This is a genomic window from Marinobacterium rhizophilum, assembly GCF_024397915.1.
Taxonomy (GTDB): Bacteria; Pseudomonadota; Gammaproteobacteria; order Pseudomonadales; family Balneatricaceae; genus Marinobacterium_A; species Marinobacterium_A rhizophilum_A.
The window spans coordinates 54,129-73,690 of record NZ_CP073347.1 but is presented as its reverse complement, the minus strand read 5'-3'; the positions used below and the strand labels follow the sequence as shown (position 1 = coordinate 73,690).

Here is a 19,562-nt window from a genome sequence, read left to right as displayed (position 1 = left end):
TCAGCTGCGCAACAGCCAGGCCGAGATGACGTAGGCCAGCAGATAGAGCGCCACATACAGCAGCGGCAGCAGCCAGAGCAGCCCAATGCGCAGCCCGTGATGCAGATCCGCATCACGGATACCGCGCACCAGGGCGCGGGACAGGGTCCAGGCCAGCAGCATCACCGGCGGCAGTACCAGCCAGAACAGCGGCAGCTCGACTCGCCAGTGCCAGTCCAGCGACAAGCGATCAGCCAGGGTCTGCAGCGGTGACAGCAGCCAGCCCGGGGGATGCCAGCGACCGGTGCCGGTCATGGCGCCCACCAGCGGTACACAGAGCAGCAGCGCCAGCAGGTGCAACAGCCACACCAGCCGGCTTGGCGCCAGGTGCCTGGGATGGCGTTGGACCACCTCGAGCTGTCGCGCCCAGTGGCCGTAGTGGTAGTCATTCAGTTGCAGCAGGTGCGGCTGCAGCAGCGGACAGGACGCCGGGTTTTGCTGCACGTACAGGAGGGCGTCTTGCGCGGAGGTGAAGCGCTTCCGGTAGTTCAGCCCAAAGCGCTTTTGCTGGCAGCAAAAAACGTCTTTTTTCGGATCATAGCTCACTGGATTGGGGATCTTGTCCGCCATGGGGTTGCTTCCCTCTCTCTGCTGGACACAGCTTAGCCCCTTCACACCAGAACCGCGAAGGCCTACCCCGGCATCAGCATCCGTGGCTCCAGCTGCCCCTGCAGCTCCCGATTGAATTGCTCGACCGAGCGCATGTGCGCCAGCATCAGCGCACTCGTATCCGATGCCTTGCGCGCCCAAAAGGCCACCACCAGCTGGCGGCTATTATCCAGAAATGCATCTGTTTATTACACTCAATAGGATCACAGTGTCTGATGCATTCAGACAACATCATCCTGCATCTGGAGACCGACACCATGGCACCACCCAGCAGCTTCAACTGGCAAGACCCCCTGCTGATCGATCAGCAACTGAACGAAGAAGAGCGCCAGATCCGCGACATGGCCCATGACTACTGTCAGGAGAAGCTGCAGCCGCGAGTGCTGGAGGCCTTTCGCCATGAGCGCTTCGAACGCGAAATCATGCAGGAAATGGGCGCCCTGGGGCTACTGGGGGCCTGCGTCGATCCGCAGTACGGCGGCAGTGGCCTGAGCCAGGTGGGCTATGGCCTGATCGCCCGCGAAGTCGAACGGGTCGACTCCGGTTACCGCTCTGCCATGAGCGTGCAGTCATCCCTGGTCATGTACCCCATCGAAGCCTATGGCTCGCCGGCACAAAAACAGAAGTACCTGCCCAGGCTTGCCAGCGGCGAATGGATCGGCTGCTTTGGCCTGACCGAACCCAACCATGGCTCGGACCCGGGCTCCATGATCACAAGGGCAAAAAAGGTCGATGGCGGCTACCGCCTCAGCGGCCAGAAGATGTGGATCACCAACAGCCCGATCGCGGACCTGGCCGTGGTCTGGGCCAAGTCCGACGGCCACGACAACAAGATCCGCGGCTTTATCGTCGAACGCGGTATCGAAGGCTTCAGCACCCCGAAAATCGACGGCAAGGTCAGCTTGCGGGCCTCCGTGACCGGCGAAATCGTGCTGGATGAGGCCTTCGTGCCGGAGGAAAACCTGCTGCCCCATGCCAGCGGCCTCAGCGGCCCCTTTGGCTGCCTCAACAAGGCGCGCTACGGTATCGCCTGGGGCGCCATGGGCGCGGCGGAATTCTGCTGGCATGCCGCCCGCCAGTACTGCCTGGATCGCACCCAGTTCGGCCGCCCGCTGGCGGCCAACCAGCTGATTCAATTGAAGCTCGCCAACATGCAGACCGAAATCACCCTGGGGTTGCAGGCGGCACTGCAGGTCGGCCGCCTGCTGGATGCCGGCCAGGGCGCGCCGGAGATGGTGTCGCTGATCAAGCGCAACAACTGCGGCAAGGCACTGGATATCGCCAGGCTGTCGCGGGACATGCACGGCGGCAATGGCGTATCCGACGAGTTCGGCGTTATCCGCCACATGGTCAACCTGGAGTCGGTCAACACCTACGAGGGCACCCACGATGTGCATGCACTGATCCTTGGCCGCGCCCAGACCGGCATTCAGGCATTCTGCTGAACCGGCAGCTTGCGAAAAGGAGACGCACCCATGAGCCAAAAGCCCCTTCAGGGCATTCGCGTGCTCGACCTGTCCCGCGTGCTGGCCGGCCCCTGGTGCGCTCAGCAGCTGGCGGACCTCGGTGCCGAGGTGATCAAGATCGAGCGCCCCGGGCGCGGCGATGACACCCGCGCCTGGGGGCCGCCCTGGCTCGAAGGCAGCCAGGAGGCCGCCTATTACCTCTGTGCCAACCGCGGCAAGTCCTCGGTCGCCATCGATATTGCCAGGCCCGAAGGTCAGCAGCTGGTCAAGCAGCTGCTGCAGGACTGCGATGTGCTGCTGGAAAATTTCAAGGTCGGCGGGCTGAAACACTACGGCCTGGACTATGACAGCCTCAAGACCGACAAGCCCGACCTGATCTACTGCTCGATTACCGGGTTCGGCCAGGACGGGCCTTACGCCCAGCGCGCCGGGTACGATTTCATGATCCAGGGCATCGGCGGGCTCATGAGCCTGACCGGCCAGCCGGACGGCGAGCCCGGCGGCGGGCCGGTCAAGGTGGGCGTGGCCTTCACCGATATCTTTACCGGCATGTACGCCGCCAATGCCATCATGGCGGCGCTTTTCGCGCGCCAGCAAAGCGGCACAGGCACCCATATCGACCTGGCCCTGCTGGATGTGCAGGTCGCGGTGCTCGCCAACCAGGCAATGAATTACCTCTGTTCCGGCCAGGTGCCGACGCGCCTGGGCAATGCTCACCCCAATATCGTGCCCTACCAGGCTTTTGCCACCCGGGATGGCCACCTGATTCTGGCGGTGGGCAACGATGCCCAGTTTGGCCGTTTTTGTGACACCGCAGGCTGCCAGGCCCTGGCCACGGACCCCCGCTTTGCCAGCAACCAGGCGAGGGTGACCCACCGCGACAGCCTGATCCTGCTGCTGCAACCGCTGCTTGCCACCCGTTGCACCGCCGACTGGCTGGCAGCCCTGGACGCGGCCGGTGTGCCCTGCGGCCCGATCAACAACCTGCAACAGGTGTTCGACGACCCCCAGGTGAAGCACCGTGGCCTGCAATTCAACCTGTCTCACCCCGCAGGCTCGGTGCCGATGGTCGCAAACCCGATCCGTTTTGACGGCCAGGCACTGAACGCCAGCAGCGCCCCGCCCAGCCTCGGCCAGCACACCGATCGGGTGCTGCAGCAACAGCTCGGCCTGTCGGCCGCCGACTGCCAGCGCCTGCGGGCCCAGGGCGTAATCGCCTGAATCCTGACGCCCTCTCACCAATCACGAATCACGAATCACGAATCACGAATCGCCATTTTCCAATCACCGCCTCGCCACCAGGGCCACACCGGCCTATGATGGCGGACACACTATTCAGGAGACACATCCATGGATCTGCATATTGCCGGTCGCACCGCCATCGTCTGCGCCGCCTCCAAGGGCCTTGGCCGAGCCTGCGCCGAAGCCCTGGCGGCGGAAGGCGTGAACCTGGTGATCAATGCCCGCACCAGCGACGTACTGGAACAGACCGCCGCCGACATTCGCAGCCGCTACGGTGTCCAGGTCACGGCCATCGCCGGTGACATTACCACCACCGAAGGGCGTGAAGCCGTGTTGGCCGCCTGTCCGGCACCGGATATTCTGGTGAACAATGCCGGCGGCCCGCCGCCGGGTGATTTTCGCGCCTGGGATGACGGCGACTGGCACCAGGCGCTGCAGAACAATATGGTCAGCCCCATCCAGCTGATCAGGGCCGTGCTGGATGGCATGATTGAGCGCGGCTTTGGCCGTATCGTCAACATCACCTCGGGCGCGGTGAAGGCACCCATTCCCGCGCTGGGCCTGTCCAACGGTGCCCGCACCGGCCTGACGGGGTTCGTGGCAGGCCTCTCGCGCCAGGTGGCCGAACACAATGTCACCATCAACAACCTGCTGCCTGGCCCGTTTGAGACCGACCGCCTTAATGCCACCCTGGCCGGTGCCGTGAAAGCCAGCGGCCAGTCACTGGAGCAGGTGCGCCAGGCCCGCAAGGACAGCAACCCCAGCAAGCGCTTTGGCGACCCGCAGGAATTCGGCGCCGCCTGCGCCTTTTTGTGCGGTGCCCAGGCGGGCTTTATCGTCGGCCAGAATATCCTGCTCGATGGCGGCGCCTTCCCCGGCACGCTGTAGCAAGCCTGACGGCGACCCAAGGTCGCCGTCTCCCGGTACAGCTCACGCCTGAAAAAAGCACGAACTACAAATCACGAATCACGATTTACCAGTGCCGACTCACCGCCTCAGAGCACGGCGACACCGAACAGGCGGCCGTGGCCGAGCAGCAGCGCGCCATACAGCATCAGGCCAAAAATCACCGCCAGAATATCGAAAAGCCAGCCGGGTTTACGCACGGGGATAAGGGTTTTTCGCACACGACTCAGGCGCATGTCGAGTAGCGCGTAGACAAGAAAGGGGGCGAACAGCAGCGTGGATGCCAGGTCGCCATTGGCCAGCAGGTGAACCGCGGCCCAGAGCGCCACGCCGATCAGCATCGGGTGGCGCACTTGGTGTTTGATAAAGGTCGGTAGATAGGCGGCGACCACCAGGATCAGTGCCACAGGCATCAGTGCATGGGCGAAGCCACGCCCCATAGCCAGCGCCGGCCAGAGGATTCTGACCTCGATCTGCTGATAGCCCTGCCACATCAGGCTTAACCCGGCAAAGGATGCCAGAGCGAACAGCCCCAGGTAGACCCAGCGCCCGAGCACGCCGATAAGCGCTTGCCGCACGCCGGCCAACAGGGGGATGACATGCACCCCGAAAAATAACACCAACCCCAGTACCATTGCGTCCATGATGTCTCCCGATCTGCCTGCAACCGTCTAGGGAGTATGGAGCGCCGCCTTTACAGCCGCCACCCCGCCGCCGGCCTGGGCCTGATGCTGCTGATCGACCTGCTCTGCTTCGGCGCCCTCGGTCTCAGTATCTGGGCAATCCAGATGGTCTGGATCCCCTTCTTCGCCGCCGGCGTGATCAACGGCCTGGGGCACTGGAGCGGTTACCGCAATTTCGAAACCGCCGACGCCTCGACCAACCTGATCCCCTTCGCCGTTCTGATCGGCGGCGAAGAACTGCACAACAACCACCATGCGGCACCGGCTTCGCCACGGCTGTCGTTCCGCTGCTTCGAGCTGGACATCGGCTGGGCCTATATCCGCCTGCTGTCATGGCTGCGCCTGGCACGGATACGCCAGACCGGGCTGCTACCCAAACTGGCCGCCGACCTGAGCCCTAAAACCTGGTCGAGCCGGTTACATGTCCTGAGTGACTACGCCAGGCAGGTGTTGCTGCCACTGCTGAAACGGGAATGCCAGGATGCCAGCCGCCCCCAACGGCGCCTGCTCAGGCGCGCGCGCTGGCTGATGCTGCGGGAGACGCGCAAACTCACCGAACAGCAGCGCCACTGCCTCGAGCGTTCGCTGTCCCTGAGCCGCCGCCTTGCCATCGCCTATGACTATCAGTTACGGCTGCGCGCGCTCTGGCAACTGCCGGGTCGCTCGACCGAGATGTTGCGCCTGGCGCTGCAGGACTGGTGTCAGGACGCCCGCCAGTCCGGCATCGACAGCCTGGCCGAATTCGCCGAACTGGTGCTCAAGGCCCAGCAGCGTGATCCGGCACTGGCCCGGACCTGACCTGCCTGGATCAGTGCCATGCCGCAGTTCGGCCCCCTGATAAAGCTCAGTTAGAGCGTACGATCATGACACGGGCCGGTACTTGAGAGTTGGCAGGCATCACCTAGTATGAAGTAGGTCAAGCCCCTGTCTTTAAAGGATTGCCCATGTACCAGCCCCTCGTCCGAGTGAGCATACTGTTTCTCGTACTGCTGTTCAGTCTGGGCGCCCGCGCCGCGCCCGATGAGGCGAAAGACTTTGTCGTCGCCCTGACCCGGGATCTCGAGACCGCGCTGATGACAGCACGGGAGCAGGGGCTGCTGGAAAATCAGCAACACCTGGACGACCTGATCGACGAGCACATACTGCCCAATATCGATCGGGAAACCCTCTGCAAGCAGGTGTTCCGTCCGCGCTGGGAGGACATCGTCGCCCAAGGCAAGACCGATGACGCCTATGACGCCGTTCTCGCCTCCCTCAAGCGAACCTACCGGCTGGCGCTGGCAGCCTACAACGGCCAGCAGATCGAGGTCAGCGACAGCATCGACAAGGGAAGCTACAGTATCGTGAGGACCCGTGTGCATACTCGGGAAAACGGCCACAACATCGATCTGGCCCTGCGCCGGTTCGACGACGGCTGGCGCATCTTCGACCTCTCGGTGGACGGCGTGGTGGTGACCAAGACACTGAACGGTTCGATCCAGCGGGTTCTGCAGGCGGGCGATATCGACGCCGTCATTAACGCCATCAACCCGCCGCCCGCGCCCTGAGGGCCGGGCCACTCCATGCACAACCGACTCGGACGCTTTTTCACAACGCTGTTCCGCTACCCGCTGCTGGTGCTGATCTCGGTCCTGGTCGCGGTGCTGCTGCTTGCCAGCCAGATCCCGCGCCTGACGCTGGATGCCTCGGCCGAGTCGCTGGTGCTGGAAGGCGACCAGGCACTGGAGTTGTTCCGCGAGGTCAACAAGCGCTACGGCTCCGAATCCTTCCTGCTGGTGACCTACGCGCCGGATGCCGAACTCTATTCCGACGCCGTGCTCGGCCGCCTTGCCGGGCTGCGGGACGAGCTGGCGGCCCTGCCCGGGGTTACGTCGGTGACCAGCATCCTCGATGTGCCGCTGCTGTACAGTCCGCCGGTCAGCCTTAGCAATCTCGACCGTGATATCCGTTACCTGCATGAACCGGACGTCAATCGCGAACTGGCCGCGCGGGAGTTCCGCGAAAGTCCGTTGTACCGTCAGTTGCTGACCAGCAAGGATGGCGGTACCACGGCGCTGCAGATCAACCTGCAGCGCGACGAAGGCTATTTCGAACGGCTCGACGCCCGGGACAGTCTGCGCGAGAAACAGCACCGGGAGGGGCTTTCCGGGCAGGAAAGCGCGGCCCTGAAACAGGCCGAAAAAGCGTTTCGCGACTATGCGGTCACGGCCAACGAGCGCCAGCGTGATCTGGTGTCAGCCGTGCGCCTGATCCTGGATGGCCACCGTGACCACGCCACCATTTTTCTCGGTGGCGTACCGATGATCGCCACCGACATGATCGCCTTCATCGAAAACGATCTGCTGATCTTCGGCGGCGCCACGGTACTGTTCATCATCGTCCTGATGGCGGTGATCTTCCGCCGCCTGCGCTGGATCGTGCTGCCACTGGCGACCTGTCTACTGGCCGCCAGCGCGATGCTGGGATTCATCGCCTGGATCGAGTGGCAGCTGACGGTGATCTCGTCCAATTTCGTCGCGCTGCTGCTGATCATCACGCTGTCGGTCAGCATTCATCTGGTGGTGCGCTTTCGAGAGTACCAGCAGGAAACGCCGGACGCGTCCCAGCGCGCGCTGGTGATCCGAACCCTTGTGTTCATGGCCAAGCCCTGTCTCTACACCTCGCTGACGACCCTGGTGGCCTTCGCCTCGCTGGTAGTGAGCGGCATTCGACCGGTGATCGATTTCGGCTGGATGATGACCATCGGCGTTCTGGCTGCGCTGCTGGCCGCCTTCACGATCCTGCCAGCCGGGCTGATGCTGTTGCCGCGGATCCGGTCCGAGTTCCGGCCGCGGTACCGCCCCCTGACCCATTATTTTGCCCGCATCACCGACCACCATGGCACGGCTGTCCTGACCGTCAGTGCGGCACTGCTGGTTCTTGCTGCGGTCGGTATCAGCCGGCTGCAGGTCGAGAACCGCTTCATCGACTACTTTCATGAAACCACCGAGATCTACCAGGGCATGGTCGTGATCGACCGCGAACTCGGCGGAACCATTCCCCTCGATGTCCTGCTGACGGCTCCGGAACCCACGGCAGCGAGTGAAACCAACAGCGAAGACCCCTTTGCCGGTGCCTTCGACGAGGCGACGGGGGACGATCCCTTTGCAACGACCGCGGCCCCCCAGGCCGGCTACTGGTACAGCCGCTCGGGTCTGGAGGAGCTGACACGGGTACACCGCTTTCTCGAGGCGCTGGACGAAACCGGCAAGGTGCTGTCGCTGGCCTCGCTCTACGCGGTTCTGAAGGACATCAGTGGTGACGAACTTGACGACTTCCAGCTGGCGCTGGTGCGCAAGAACCTGCCGGAAGATGTGCGCCGGCAGCTGGTTCAAAGCTACCTCGCACCCGGGGGGAACGAAGCCCGGCTCAATGTGCGGGTGATGGAAACCAGTCGCAGCCTCAAACGCGAAGCGCTGCTTGAGAAGATTCAGGGTTTTCTCGTTGACGAGATGGGTTACCCGCCACAGCGGGTTCACATGACCGGCATGCTGGTGCTATACAACAACATGCTGCAGAGCCTGTTCGTCTCCCAGATCGCAACGCTCGGCGCGGTTTTCATCGCCATTACCCTGATGTTCACGCTGCTGTTCCGCTCCCTCTACCTGGCCCTGATCGCCATAGCGCCGAACCTGCTGGCGGCCGGCACCGTACTCGGCGTCATGGGCTGGACCGGCATCCCGCTGGACATGATGACGATTACCATTGCCGCCATCACCGTCGGTATCGGTGTGGACCATTCCATCCACTATATACACCGCTTTCGCAACGAGTTCGCCAGGGACCACGACTACCGCGCGACCCTCTATCGTTGCCACGCCAGTATCGGCAGGGCGATGTTCTACACCTCGGTCATCATCATTGCCGGATTCGCGATCCTCGCGCTGTCCAATTTCACCCCGACCCTCTACTTCGGCCTGCTGACCGGCCTGGCCATGCTGTCGGCCCTGCTCGGTGCCCTGCTGCTGCTGCCCAAACTGCTGGTTCTGCTGAAGCCGCTGGGGAAGTAGTTAGTGAGCGGCGACTCGCGCCACTCGCAGGGTGGGTTTGGCGCGCAAAAGACGAAAGTTTCCGTTGTTTCCCGAGCCTGTGCGCGCCGTAACCCGCCACTGCCTGTTGTCACAATGGTGGGTTACGCGACGCCCATACGCTGGTGACAACGGATAGCAAGTGCCACGGCGTCGCTAACCCACCCTACGAGAGAAAATGCTACGCCATCCGCCAAGCAGAGCTGATTGGCGACGCATCAGCGTCGTAGGGTGGGCTAGACGCGCAAAAGACGAAAGTTTCCGTCGCTTCCCGAGCCTGTGCGCGCCGTAACCCACCACTGCCTGTTGTCACAATGGTGGGTTACGCGACGCCCATACGTTGGTGACAACGGATAGCAAGTACCACGGCGTCGCTGACCCACCCTACGACAGAAAATGCGACCTCAGCAGCCGCCATCAGCGGTGCGAGGCAGCAGCAGCCGTACCGACTCGGGTGCCTGGCAGGCACTGGCGCTGCAGGCCTGAAACCTCAGTTCCAGCAGCTGCAGCTCGTCTTCGGTGCCAGGCACCAGCTGTGCCCGGATCTGCACGTCGCCCCGATACTGGTCTACCGGTTCCAGGCCGGGGCCCGGTACCGACTTCAGCGGCGTCGGGTACTCGACCCGCGCCAGCCGCCGGCCGGGATCGGCGCAGAGCAGTTCGGTTCCGTACAACGTGTCCGCCTCCGGCGCATGGCTGTAGAGGTGCCAGCCGTTGCTGATCTGCAGTCGTACCGTCACGACGCCCCGGCACTGGCGGGACGCCTCAATCCGCAGCCGCCCTTCGGCGCCATACTGCAGCGTCGATGGCAGCGGACGGTGGTAGCGCCCCAGTGCCATCAGCAGCGCCGGAAACGCCAGCGGCTGCTGGCCGACGGTGTCGGCGAAACAGGTTTCAACGCCTTCGATTGACGCGGCCAGGGAGGGCTCGGCGGTGCGCTGTTGCAGCAGCACCAGCGCCATTAGCGCCGCCGAGTTGCCCGATGCCGCGGTCATGTCCATGGCACTCTTGCTGCGGCCGATCGCCGGCTGCCCGGCGCTCGCAATGGTGTTGAAGAAACCGCCATCCTGCCTGTCCCGGAAATGCTGGTCCATCCGCCGTTGCACCTGCAGCGCCCGCTCCAGCCAATCGGGATCTGCAGTGGCATCGTAGAGAGCGATCAGCGCCTGCAGATAGTAGCCGTAGTCGGCGAGGGTTGCGGCGATCGAGGCGCGACCATGAATGGCATTGCGGTACAGCTCGCCGGGCACGGGCCCCTGCTGCCAGATCGCCCGGGCGCAGACCGCCGCCGCCTCGAGATAGCGCGGCACCTTGAGTAACCGCCCGGCCTGGGCCAGGGCGATGATCATCATGCCGTTCCATTCGGTGATCACCTTGTCGTCGCGCAATGGCAGTGGACGCCGCTGACGCGCCCGGTACAGCTGCGCTCTGACGCGGTTCAGTCGCTCGAGCAGTTCCTCGTACGAGGCTGCCAGCGCCGGCACCTGGTCAGGCAGCGGCTTCACCAGATGCAGGATATTGCGCCCCTCGAAATTGCCGGCAGCATCGATACCGTAAAGATCCTGCACAAAGGCGAGATCCCGGGGCTCCAGCACATCCTCGAGTTCCTGCAGCGACCAGGTGAAGAATCGCCCTTCGACGCCCTCGCTGTCGGCATCGGTGGCCGAGTAGAAGCCGCCGTCGTGCGAGCGCATTTCCGCCAGTACATAATCGAGGGTTTCACGCGCAACACGCCGGTATTCAGGGTCGCCGCCGAGCAGCCAGGCCCGCAGATAGACCAGCGCCAGCTGTGCCTGGTTGTAGAGCATCTTCTCGAAATGGGGCACCTGCCAGGCCGCATCGGTGGCATAACGGTGGAAGCCGCCACCGACCTGGTCAAAGATACCGCCACGCAGCATGCCGTCGAGGGCCCGGCAGACAAAGCCCCAGGCCGGCTGTTCGAGTGCGTCGGTGCCGGCCCGCTGCACCTCATCGAGCAACAGCAACAGCTGGGGCTCGTGCGCAAACTTGGGTGCCTGGCCCGTGCCGCCATAGGCACGATCTTCGCTTGCCAGCACCGCCTGCAGCACTTGATCGACGAGGCGATGGTCGATCCCCGTTGCCGTGCCCGGCACCGGGCTCTGCGCCAGAATGGCCTGGTGCACCCGCTCGCTGCTTTCGATCAGCGCCTCGGGGCGGTCGCGCCAGTAGCGCTGGATCTGCTCGAGCAGGTTGAGAAAGCTGGCTTTCGGCAGGTAGGTGGCACCGAAGAAAGGCTTGGCGTCGGGCGTCAGGAAACTCGACATCGGCCAGCCACCCTGGCCACTGATCAGCTGCACGCCGGTCATGAAATGGTCGTCGAGGTCCGGACGCTGCTCCCGGTCGACCTTGATGCTGATAAACCCCTCGTTCAGTGCCCGTGCCACCTCGAGGTCGTCGAAGCTCTCCTCCTCCATCACATGACACCAGTGACAGGTGGCATAACCGATCGAAAGAAACACCGGTTTGTTGTCACGTTTCGCCGCCTCGAAGGCGGCATCGTCCCAGGCATACCAGTCCACCGGATTGTGGGCATGCTGCAACAGGTAGGGCGAGTCTTCGCGGATCAGGCGGTTGGTGAAGCACGGGAGGCCGCCCTGCTGCCAGTGCCGCGTGCGGGGGCTGTAAAGATGCTGTTTCGACTGTCTGATCTGTTCGAATTGCGGATCCGATGCCATCTTGCCACCTTCTGTGCCGGGTGAAGTGGCGAGTTTGGGATCAGGCGTTTTCAGTCCACCTGAAACAGCTCGCGGAGTTCGATCAGGGTCAGGTTGCCGGTAAAGTAGGCACCCGTATCGATATAGTGGACATTGCCGAGCCGTACCGGTGTCTTCACCGGGGTGTGACCGCAAACCACCTGGTCGATTCCCCGCACAGGATCCGTGCGCCACTGCTCGAGACGCTCCCGTGCCCAGAGCATCGTCCGGGTGTCACCGGTCGCCACTTGGCGCCAGTCGTCCCCCGGCACTTCGGCATGGATCAGCCCGACGAGGCCCTGGGCCGTGTCGACCTCGATGCCATAGGGCAGCCCTGTCACGAGACGGTCGCACAAGCGGGCGACGCGGTCGATATTGAGCTCATAGATCCACTCGCCGCCATTGAGCATCCACAGATCGAACTGCCGTCCATGCAGCAGTGCGTCCACCATCATCGCCTCGTGGTTGCCGCAGATACTGTGAAACCAGGACTGCTGCAGCAGCTCCAGGCAGGCCAGCGACTCGGGACCGCGATCCACCAGATCTCCCACGGCGAATAGTCGGTCCCGTACCGGATCGAAGGCCCGCTGTTTCAGCCCTGTCATGAGCAGGGAACAGTGGCCGTGCAGGTCGCCGACCGCATAATCGTGGCCGGTGCTGTTATACGGGTATCGCTGCAGCTTCGTCATTTGATGTTTGACCTCAAAGCGACTGAAACTGTTCGCGGCCCCCTTGTTCGGAAAAGCCGGCAGGGACGCCCCTGTTTCCCGCACTGCTCAGATAGACGGATAGGTGGTGTAGCCCTCGGCGCCCGAAACCTAGATAGAATGTCGAGCTATCCAGGCTACTCTGAAGCGCCCGCAGACGCAGGCGCTGTGACCTCAGATGACCGGATAGGTGGTGTAGCCCTCGGCCCCCGCAGCATAGAAGGTGCTGCTGTCCGGCGTATTCAGCGGTGCCTGCTGGCGCAGGCGCTGCGGCAGGTCGGGGTTGGCGATAAAGGGCACGCCAAAGGCCACCGCATCCACCCGACCTTGCTCGATCCAGGCATTGGCACTCTCGCCGCTAAAACGCTCGTTGGCGATAAAGGCACCGCTGAACCGCTCCCTCAGCTGGGGCACCAGGCTGTCGTCACCCTCGGCTTCCCGGGCACAGATAAAGGCGATGTTGCGGGCCGACAGCGCACTGGCGACATGCCCGAACACGGCGGCGGGATCCGAATCTCCCATATCATGGGCGTCGCCCCGGGGCGACAGATGAACACCCACCCGGCCCGGCGACCAGACGCTCAGCACGGCATCGGTGATTTCCAGCAGCAGCCTGGCCCGATTTTCCACCGATCCACCGTAGGTATCGGTACGCTTGTTGCTGCTGTCCTGCAGGAACTGGTCAATCAGGTAGCCATTGGCGGCGTGAATCTCGACGCCGTCAAAGCCCGCTGCCTGTGCATTTTCTGCGCCCTGGCGAAAGGCTTCGACGATATCCGCTATTTCCTGGGTTTCCAGCGCGCGCGGTATCGCAAAGGGCCGCTCGGGCCGCACCAGGCTGACATGGCCTGCCGCTGCTATGGCGCTCGGCGCCACTGGCAAGGCACCACCGAGGTACATCGGATCGGAGATGCGCCCGACATGCCACAGTTGCAGCACCATCTTGCCGCCCCGGGCATGCACCGCATCGGTGATACGGCGCCAGCCGCCAACCTGGGCCTGGTTCCAGATCCCCGGTGTATCAGGGTAACCGACGCCCATGGGGGTGACCGCCGTGGCTTCGCTGATTATCAGTCCGGCCGTGGCCCGCTGAGCGTAATATTCACGCATCAGGTCACCGGGAATCCGGCCTTCTTCTGCCCGGCAGCGTGTCAGCGGCGCCATAACGACACGACTGCTCAGTTCAATATCACCCAGTTTTATCGCATCAAACAGTGATGGCATAACTCAACATCTCCATGGATCGAATGGGCCGCAACAGGCCGGCGGCATCTGTGAACGTCTGCTATCAGCTGGCCTGACGCCAGGCATCCTGCGCCTGGTTGGCGTGATCATTCTTGCCAACCGGGTAACGCAGACGCATGGGATCGGCACCGATATCACGCAGGGTATGGCGGTCGATGGATGCGCTCGCAACACAGCCCTGGCGCAGTGTGCGATAGAATTGTCGAATACCGGGAATGAGTTTCATGGACCTTGCCTCCGTGACAAATAGTGGTGCCTGCATACCCTGTCGGCGGCTCCTGGCAGCGCTGCCCCAGGGCAGCCACTGTAATCGCCAGGCCGAACAAACCGATCGGTATGCTTGAAATGAATTTAAGCATACCGGTTGGTATGTGGTCAATCCCCGCACAGCACAAAACATTCAGGGCTTGCCGGCTGACATAAAAAAGCGGCCCTGCCCCGAAAGGGGAAGGGCCGCAAAGGTGTCACAGGAGAGTCCGCCATGTATTGACCCGGTTACTACATGAAACAGGGATGTTTCATCATTGGCCTTCCTTTGAAAAAGATGGCCCAATGCGAACCCCATCTCTTTCCTGAAAATAAGCCAGCATGTCCACGCACTTGCGCCCATTCTTGAAGGGTGAAAAGTGTGGGGTGACCGCGTGTACGCATCCATGCATCCGCGGCATACCGTACGTCCTGTAAATAACCGGTAAATAGGGAGGAAACCTATTTGCCAGCCAGGTTAGTAACCCGGTACAGGATCAGTTGCGCTTGAAGTACTGATCCATGTTTTGTGACTGACCCCCTCGCGACCACCGCCGTGCGGGCCATGATCGATGCGCTGGAGGCTCAGGCAGCAAACAGATGGCTCAGCACCTGCTGCCGTTTGATATCCATAGCGCCGAAAACCTGTAACGCTACATTAACGCCTTGAAGGGGCCTCGAGTTCGCCACCCTGGTATCGGTTAAATAACGTATTTATTTCACCAGACAGCCCGAGGCTGGCATTTCGCAATTGCAGAAAGAAAAATATACACCATTGTTATCCATGGATAATTTTTCTGTTCGTTATCGCAATTATCAGCTAGCAACTTGCAAACCCACAAAAAAATTCATGAATTAATCACACAGGTGTGTTTGGGCCCGGGTTGAAGTATCAACAACGAAAAGCATGTTAAAACAAACGTTTAAATTTTATCCGCCCCCCCCGTAACGGCTAAAAGATGATTTTTATTGAACTTTTACCACGGGCGTAGTGCCACTGGCGCTCAGCGCCAGATTGGGCACCGAACTTTGCAACTATACTTGCCTCATTGTTCAGCTGAACGAAGGTTTTGGAGGCAAGGATGCGTCCCGTTTCACACCCAGTACACTGCCCGATTCCCCGCTGCCCCTCTACCGCCCTGACACCTGCCAGAGGTTCGCCGACCCGGCCCTGGTTCCAGCTTCCAGCTCCTCGTTTTTCCTCCTGCTATGCCGTCCGCAACAACACGGAGTCTTTGACATGAAGTCTATTGGATTACCCCTTCTGGCGGGTCTGGTGGCGCTACTGCTATCGGCCTGCTCTACTCAAAATATCTGTGGCGACGGCGCGGGCAAGGTGAAGGACGAAGCCCTGTGCGTCGGCCGCACCGCCGACACCCTGCCAGCGGCCACCGAAGACTACTACGCCGACATGGATTACGGCATCAGCAAGGACCCGGCTGAAGTCGCGCGCCGTCTCGACCCCTACGTCCCCGGCATTACACCGCAGCAGGCGCAGGAAGCCATCGTGCGCGGGCGCAACAACTGGGTGGTCTGGACCGCCGGCAACGATGCCCTCTGGGACGAGATCTCCCGCATCAGCGTGGGTAACCTGGACTTCCTCAAGACCGTTTCCAACCACCCCAGCCTGAAATTCAGCCGCGACAACCGCTGGCAGTACCTGGGCGTGGTGAATGAGCCCTGCTACATCAAGGGCGACGGGCCGCGCCAGGATCGTTACGGCCTCTGGCTCGACCGGCGCGATCCCTCCTGCGAGCCGGACCCGTTTGAAAACGAAGCCAAGTACCCGGGCGTCCAGATCGGTGCCCGTGGCGTTAACATCCCGACGGGCTCCTACTACGGCTACGGCACCGGCATTGTCGGCCTGCGCCTGTTCCCCAACCCGGACTTTGACGAGGAAGCCGAGGCCAACTGGGACCCGGAACGCTATTACAACGACCGCAGCTACTACGCCAGCAAGGACCTGGTGAAACCGTACCGCGTCGGCATGTCCTGCGGCTTCTGCCATGTGGGCCCCAACCCGTCGAATCCGCCGGCGGACCCGGAACACCCAAAATGGGAAAACCTCAACTCCAACCCCGGCGCGCAGTACTTCTGGGTTGACCGCATCTTCATGTGGGACGCGGACCCCAGCAGCTTTGCCTATCAGCTGTTCCACACCTCACGCCCCGGTGCCCTGGATACCTCGCTGATTTCCTCGGACTACATCAACAACCCCCGCACCATGAACGCCATCTACAACCTGGGTGCACGCATGGATGTTGCCAGCCGCTACGGCCATGAAGAGCTCGCCGGTGGCGGCCTCAACAACCGCCAGTTCAATGACCTGGCCATCGTGCCCCCCAGCAGCCCGCTGCAGCAGTTCTACCAGGCGCCGGACCAGGTGCTGACACCGCGGGTACTCAAGGATGGTGCCGACTCCGTCGGCGCGCTGGGTGCCCTGAACCGGGTCTATATCAACATCGGCCTGTTCAGCGAGGAATGGCTGCAGCACTTCAGGGCTTTGCTTGGTGGCAAGAAAATCACCCCGTTCGAGATCGAGGTGGCCCGCAAGAATTCCAGCTACTGGAACGCCAACGAGGCCCAGACACCGGATGTGGCGCTGTTCTTCCTCGCCTCGGCCCAGCCAGACTACCTGGCCAACGCGCCCGGCGGCGCGGCGCACATGAGCCAGGATGCGAATGAGCTGGCGCGCGGCAAAACAGTGTTCGCCGATACCTGTGCCCGCTGCCACTCCAGCAAGCTGCCGGAAAAAACCGCCGAGTTCTTCCCCGACAAGGGCTGTGTCAGCGGCAACTACCTGCAGTGCTGGAGCCGCTACTGGAGCTGGACCCAGAGCATGGAGTTCAAATCCCTGATGCGCCCCATCGTGCAGTCCGACGACTTCCTGGACAACAACTTCCTCTCCAGCGAAATGCGCGTGCCGGTCACGCAGCTGGAAACCAATGCCTGCAGTCCGCTGGCCACCAACGGCCTGGACGGCAATATCTGGGACAACTTCACCTCCGAGTCCTACAAGGGGCTGCCGGCCGTCGGCACACTGCGCGTACAGCACCCCTACAGCGGCGAGGTGCGCGACTATGTAATGCCCGATGGCGGCCGCGGCTACACTCGCCCCGCTTCTCTGGTCAGCGCCTGGTCCAGCGCGCCCTTCCTGCTCAACAACAGCCTGGGTGAGTTCAAGTGGTCCGGCTCGGTGGAGGATCGCATGGCCTCCTTTGACGATGCCATCGAGAAGCTGCTTTGGCCGGAAAAACGCGAAGGGGATTTCAGCGTCGTGACCCGTTCCGGCAAAACGCACCCCGGCATGATCGACACAACACCGGCATCGAGCTACCTGCGTGTGGACACCGGCTACCTGCCGGACTTCCTGCAGTCGCTGCAGGGTCCGCTGAGCCGCTGGCTGCCCTGGCTATTCAACGAAGAGGGGGTGGAGATCGGCCCCATTCCCGCCGGTACCCCCATCAACCTGCTGTCCAATATCGACATGGAGGAGCGCGCCAAGGTCGTGAAAATCCTGCTCAAGGCCAAGAAGGACCTTAAGGCACTGCCGGAAAACGCCACCGACGAGGATGCCCGCCGCGTCTTTGCCAACCTGGTTGAGCCGCTGCTGGATGTCAGCAAGTGCCCGGACTTTGTCGTCAACAAGGGCCACTACTTCGGTACCGACTACCTGACCGATGAAGAAGGGCTCAATGACAGCGACAAGCAGGCACTGATCGCCTTTTTGAAAACCTTCTGACCCCGGAGCGGCGAACCATGAGTACTGAATATGACTATATCGTGGTGGGCTCCGGTGCCGGTGGCGGCACCGTCGCCGCCCGACTGGCGGAAAACGGCTGCACGGTACTGGTGCTGGAAGCCGGCGGAGATCCGCGCGAGCTCAAAGGCGGTGATGCCCTGAGCGACGACAACCGCCTGCCGGATGACTACGACGTGCCGGTATTTCACGCCATCGCCAGTGAAAACCGCGCCATGAAGTGGGACTTCTTCGTGCGTCACTACGGCGATGACGAGCAGCAGAAAAAGGATCCAAAATACAGTGCCAGCTACGAAGGCGAGGACGTCGACGGTGTGCTCTACCCCCGGGCTGGCTGCCTGGGGGGCTGCACGACCCACAACGCCATGATCACGGTCTGCCCCCACAACGATGACTGGGAGCATATTGGCCGGATCACCGGCGACAACTCCTGGAACGCCTACAACATGCGGGGCTACTTCCAGAAACTGGAGAACTGCCACCACCGCCCCGATCACCGCCTGTTCAGCCGCCTGTCCAATCCCAGCAAGCATGGCTGGAAGGGCTGGCTGCACACCGAGAAGGCCATCCCCAAAAGCGCCCTGGGTGACGGCGAGCTGGTCAAGACCCTGGTCAGCTCGGTGGAAAGCGCCTTCTCGCAACTGGCCGAGCCGTTCCAGCGCGGCCAGTGGCTACGCCAGGGCAGTGGCGATCCGAACGACTGGCGCCTGGTGAAGGACAACGCCACCGGCCTGCGCTACCCGCCGCTGGCCACCAAAAACCACCAGCGCATGGGGGCACGGGAACGCCTGCTGGATGTGCAGCAGGCCCACCCCGACAAGCTGCATATCGAGCTCGATGCCCTGGTCACCCGCGTGCTGTTCGATGCCGACAACCGCGCCACCGGCGTCGAATACCTCAAGGGCGCCCGCCTCTACCGCGCCCACTGCCAGCCCCACGGCGAGAGCACCGACAAGCACCAGGTACGGGCCCGCAAGGAGGTTATCCTGGCCGGCGGTGCCTTCAATACGCCCCAGCTACTGATGCTGTCCGGCATAGGCCCGCGGGATGAACTGGAAAAACACGGTATTGAGGTGCGCCACGACCTGCCTGGGGTCGGGCAGAACCTGCAGGACCGCTACGAGGTGGGTGTGGTCAACCGCATGAACTTCGATCACTGGGAAGTGCTTGAAGGCGCCAAATACGCCAAGGGCGACCCGCAGTACAGGGAGTGGGCCGAAAAACGCTCGGGCGTCTACACCAGCAACGGTGCCGTACTGGCGGTCATCAAGCGTTCCATGCCCCAGCGGCCGCTGCCGGACCTGTTCTGCTTCGCCCTGCTGGGCCTGTTCAAGGGCTATTTCCCCAGCTACTCAAAGCTGCTGGCCGAGCATCTCAACTACCTGACCTGGGCCATTCTAAAGGCCCATACCAACAATACCGCGGGCAGCGTAACACTGCGCTCCGGCGATCCCCGCGACAAGCCCCATATCAATTTTCGCTACTTTGACGAGGGCAACGACGCCAGCGGCGAGGACCTCGAGTCGGTGGTCGAAGGGGTCAAGTTCATCCGCAGCCTGACCCAGCCGCTAAAGGACAAGGGACTGATAGCCGCGGAGGAACTGCCCGGCGACAGCGTGCAGACCGATGAGGAGATACGCGAATTCATCCGCAACCAGGCCTGGGGCCACCACGCCTCCTGTACCTGCCCGATCGGCGCCGATAACGATCCCATGGCTGTGCTGGACAGCCAGTTCCGCGTGCGTGGCACCACCGGGCTCAGGGTGGTGGATGCCTCCGTGTTCCCGCGTATTCCGGGCTTTTTTATCGTCACCGCTATCTATACGGCAGCCGAGAAAGCCGCCGATGTGATACTGAACCCCTAATGCAGGACGCATC

15 protein-coding genes are annotated in these 19,562 nt (G+C 62.4%); 8 read left to right on the top strand and 7 right to left on the bottom strand.

The genetic code is table 11. From position 1 onward, the window contains the following. Together KDW95_RS00325 and KDW95_RS00320 are read right to left on the bottom strand one after the other, a co-directional pair. Positions 1 to 609: a hypothetical protein gene (locus tag KDW95_RS00325; RefSeq protein WP_255854233.1), complete on the bottom strand. Its 609-nt coding sequence runs from the start codon at positions 607 to 609 to the stop codon at positions 1 to 3. A 62-nt stretch (positions 610 to 671) separates the two neighbouring features. Next, positions 672 to 800: a hypothetical protein gene (locus KDW95_RS00320; protein WP_255854232.1), complete on the bottom strand. Its 129-nt coding sequence runs from the start codon at positions 798 to 800 to the stop codon at positions 672 to 674. A 105-nt stretch (positions 801 to 905) separates the two neighbouring features. On the opposite strand from KDW95_RS00320, the gene KDW95_RS00315 reads away from it, so the two are divergent. The 3 genes from KDW95_RS00315 to KDW95_RS00305 all read left to right on the top strand — a co-directional run bounded on the left by KDW95_RS00315 (position 906) and on the right by KDW95_RS00305 (position 4,244). After that, complete coding sequence (locus KDW95_RS00315; RefSeq protein WP_255856570.1) at positions 906 to 2,093, top strand: acyl-CoA dehydrogenase; 1,188 nt, start codon at positions 906 to 908, stop codon at positions 2,091 to 2,093. A gap of 30 nt (positions 2,094 to 2,123) precedes the next feature. Next, entirely contained in the window at positions 2,124 to 3,335 is a 1,212-nt protein-coding gene (locus tag KDW95_RS00310) for a CaiB/BaiF CoA transferase family protein (protein ID WP_255854231.1), read from the top strand. 129 nt (positions 3,336 to 3,464) lie between these two features. After that, positions 3,465 to 4,244 carry an SDR family oxidoreductase gene (locus KDW95_RS00305; RefSeq protein WP_255854230.1) on the top strand — a complete coding sequence of 260 codons (780 nt, stop codon included), beginning with the start codon at positions 3,465 to 3,467 and terminating at the stop codon, positions 4,242 to 4,244. Positions 4,245 to 4,351: 107 nt separating this feature from the next. On the opposite strand, the gene KDW95_RS00300 is transcribed toward KDW95_RS00305, so the two are convergent. Beyond that, a complete protein-coding gene (locus KDW95_RS00300) occupies positions 4,352 to 4,906 on the bottom strand; it encodes an NnrU family protein (protein ID WP_255854229.1) in 555 nt (184 codons plus the stop codon). Between the two features lie 36 nt (positions 4,907 to 4,942). On the opposite strand from KDW95_RS00300, the gene KDW95_RS00295 reads away from it, so the two are divergent. The 3 genes from KDW95_RS00295 (at position 4,943) to KDW95_RS00285 (ending at position 8,994) form a co-directional block, all read left to right on the top strand. After that, positions 4,943 to 5,743 (top strand): DesA/ISL3 alpha bundle tail domain-containing protein, encoded by an 801-nt coding sequence (locus KDW95_RS00295; RefSeq protein ID WP_255854228.1) that lies wholly within the window; start codon positions 4,943 to 4,945, stop codon positions 5,741 to 5,743. Between the two features lie 146 nt (positions 5,744 to 5,889). Then, positions 5,890 to 6,492: a Tgt2/MlaC family protein gene (locus KDW95_RS00290; protein ID WP_255854227.1), complete on the top strand. Its 603-nt coding sequence runs from the start codon at positions 5,890 to 5,892 to the stop codon at positions 6,490 to 6,492. Between the two features lie 15 nt (positions 6,493 to 6,507). Next, the gene (locus KDW95_RS00285) at positions 6,508 to 8,994 is read left to right on the top strand and encodes an efflux RND transporter permease subunit (protein WP_255854226.1); all 2,487 of its coding nucleotides are present in this window, start codon (positions 6,508 to 6,510) and stop codon (positions 8,992 to 8,994) included. 422 nt (positions 8,995 to 9,416) lie between these two features. On the opposite strand, the gene KDW95_RS00280 is transcribed toward KDW95_RS00285, so the two are convergent. From KDW95_RS00280 to KDW95_RS00265, 4 genes are all read right to left on the bottom strand, one after another. Further along, positions 9,417 to 11,708 carry a DUF255 domain-containing protein gene (locus KDW95_RS00280; RefSeq protein WP_255854225.1) on the bottom strand — a complete coding sequence of 764 codons (2,292 nt, stop codon included), beginning with the start codon at positions 11,706 to 11,708 and terminating at the stop codon, positions 9,417 to 9,419. A gap of 50 nt (positions 11,709 to 11,758) precedes the next feature. After that, entirely contained in the window at positions 11,759 to 12,415 is a 657-nt protein-coding gene (locus tag KDW95_RS00275) for a metallophosphoesterase (RefSeq protein ID WP_255854224.1), read from the bottom strand. A 192-nt stretch (positions 12,416 to 12,607) separates the two neighbouring features. After that, positions 12,608 to 13,657, bottom strand: coding sequence for an alkene reductase (locus KDW95_RS00270; RefSeq protein ID WP_255854223.1), 1,050 nt, complete (start codon positions 13,655 to 13,657; stop codon positions 12,608 to 12,610). Positions 13,658 to 13,721: 64 nt separating this feature from the next. Continuing rightward, positions 13,722 to 13,904, bottom strand: coding sequence for a hypothetical protein (locus KDW95_RS00265; protein ID WP_255854221.1), 183 nt, complete (start codon positions 13,902 to 13,904; stop codon positions 13,722 to 13,724). Positions 13,905 to 15,164: 1,260 nt separating this feature from the next. Here KDW95_RS00265 and KDW95_RS00260 point away from each other — a divergent pair. Together KDW95_RS00260 and KDW95_RS00255 are read left to right on the top strand one after the other, a co-directional pair. Beyond that, on the top strand, positions 15,165 to 17,666 hold the full coding sequence (locus KDW95_RS00260; RefSeq protein ID WP_255854219.1) for a hypothetical protein: 2,502 nt from the start codon (positions 15,165 to 15,167) through the stop codon (positions 17,664 to 17,666). Positions 17,667 to 17,683: 17 nt separating this feature from the next. Continuing rightward, on the top strand, positions 17,684 to 19,549 hold the full coding sequence (locus KDW95_RS00255) for a GMC family oxidoreductase (RefSeq protein WP_255854217.1): 1,866 nt from the start codon (positions 17,684 to 17,686) through the stop codon (positions 19,547 to 19,549). The last annotated feature ends 13 nt before the right edge of the window (positions 19,550 to 19,562 follow it).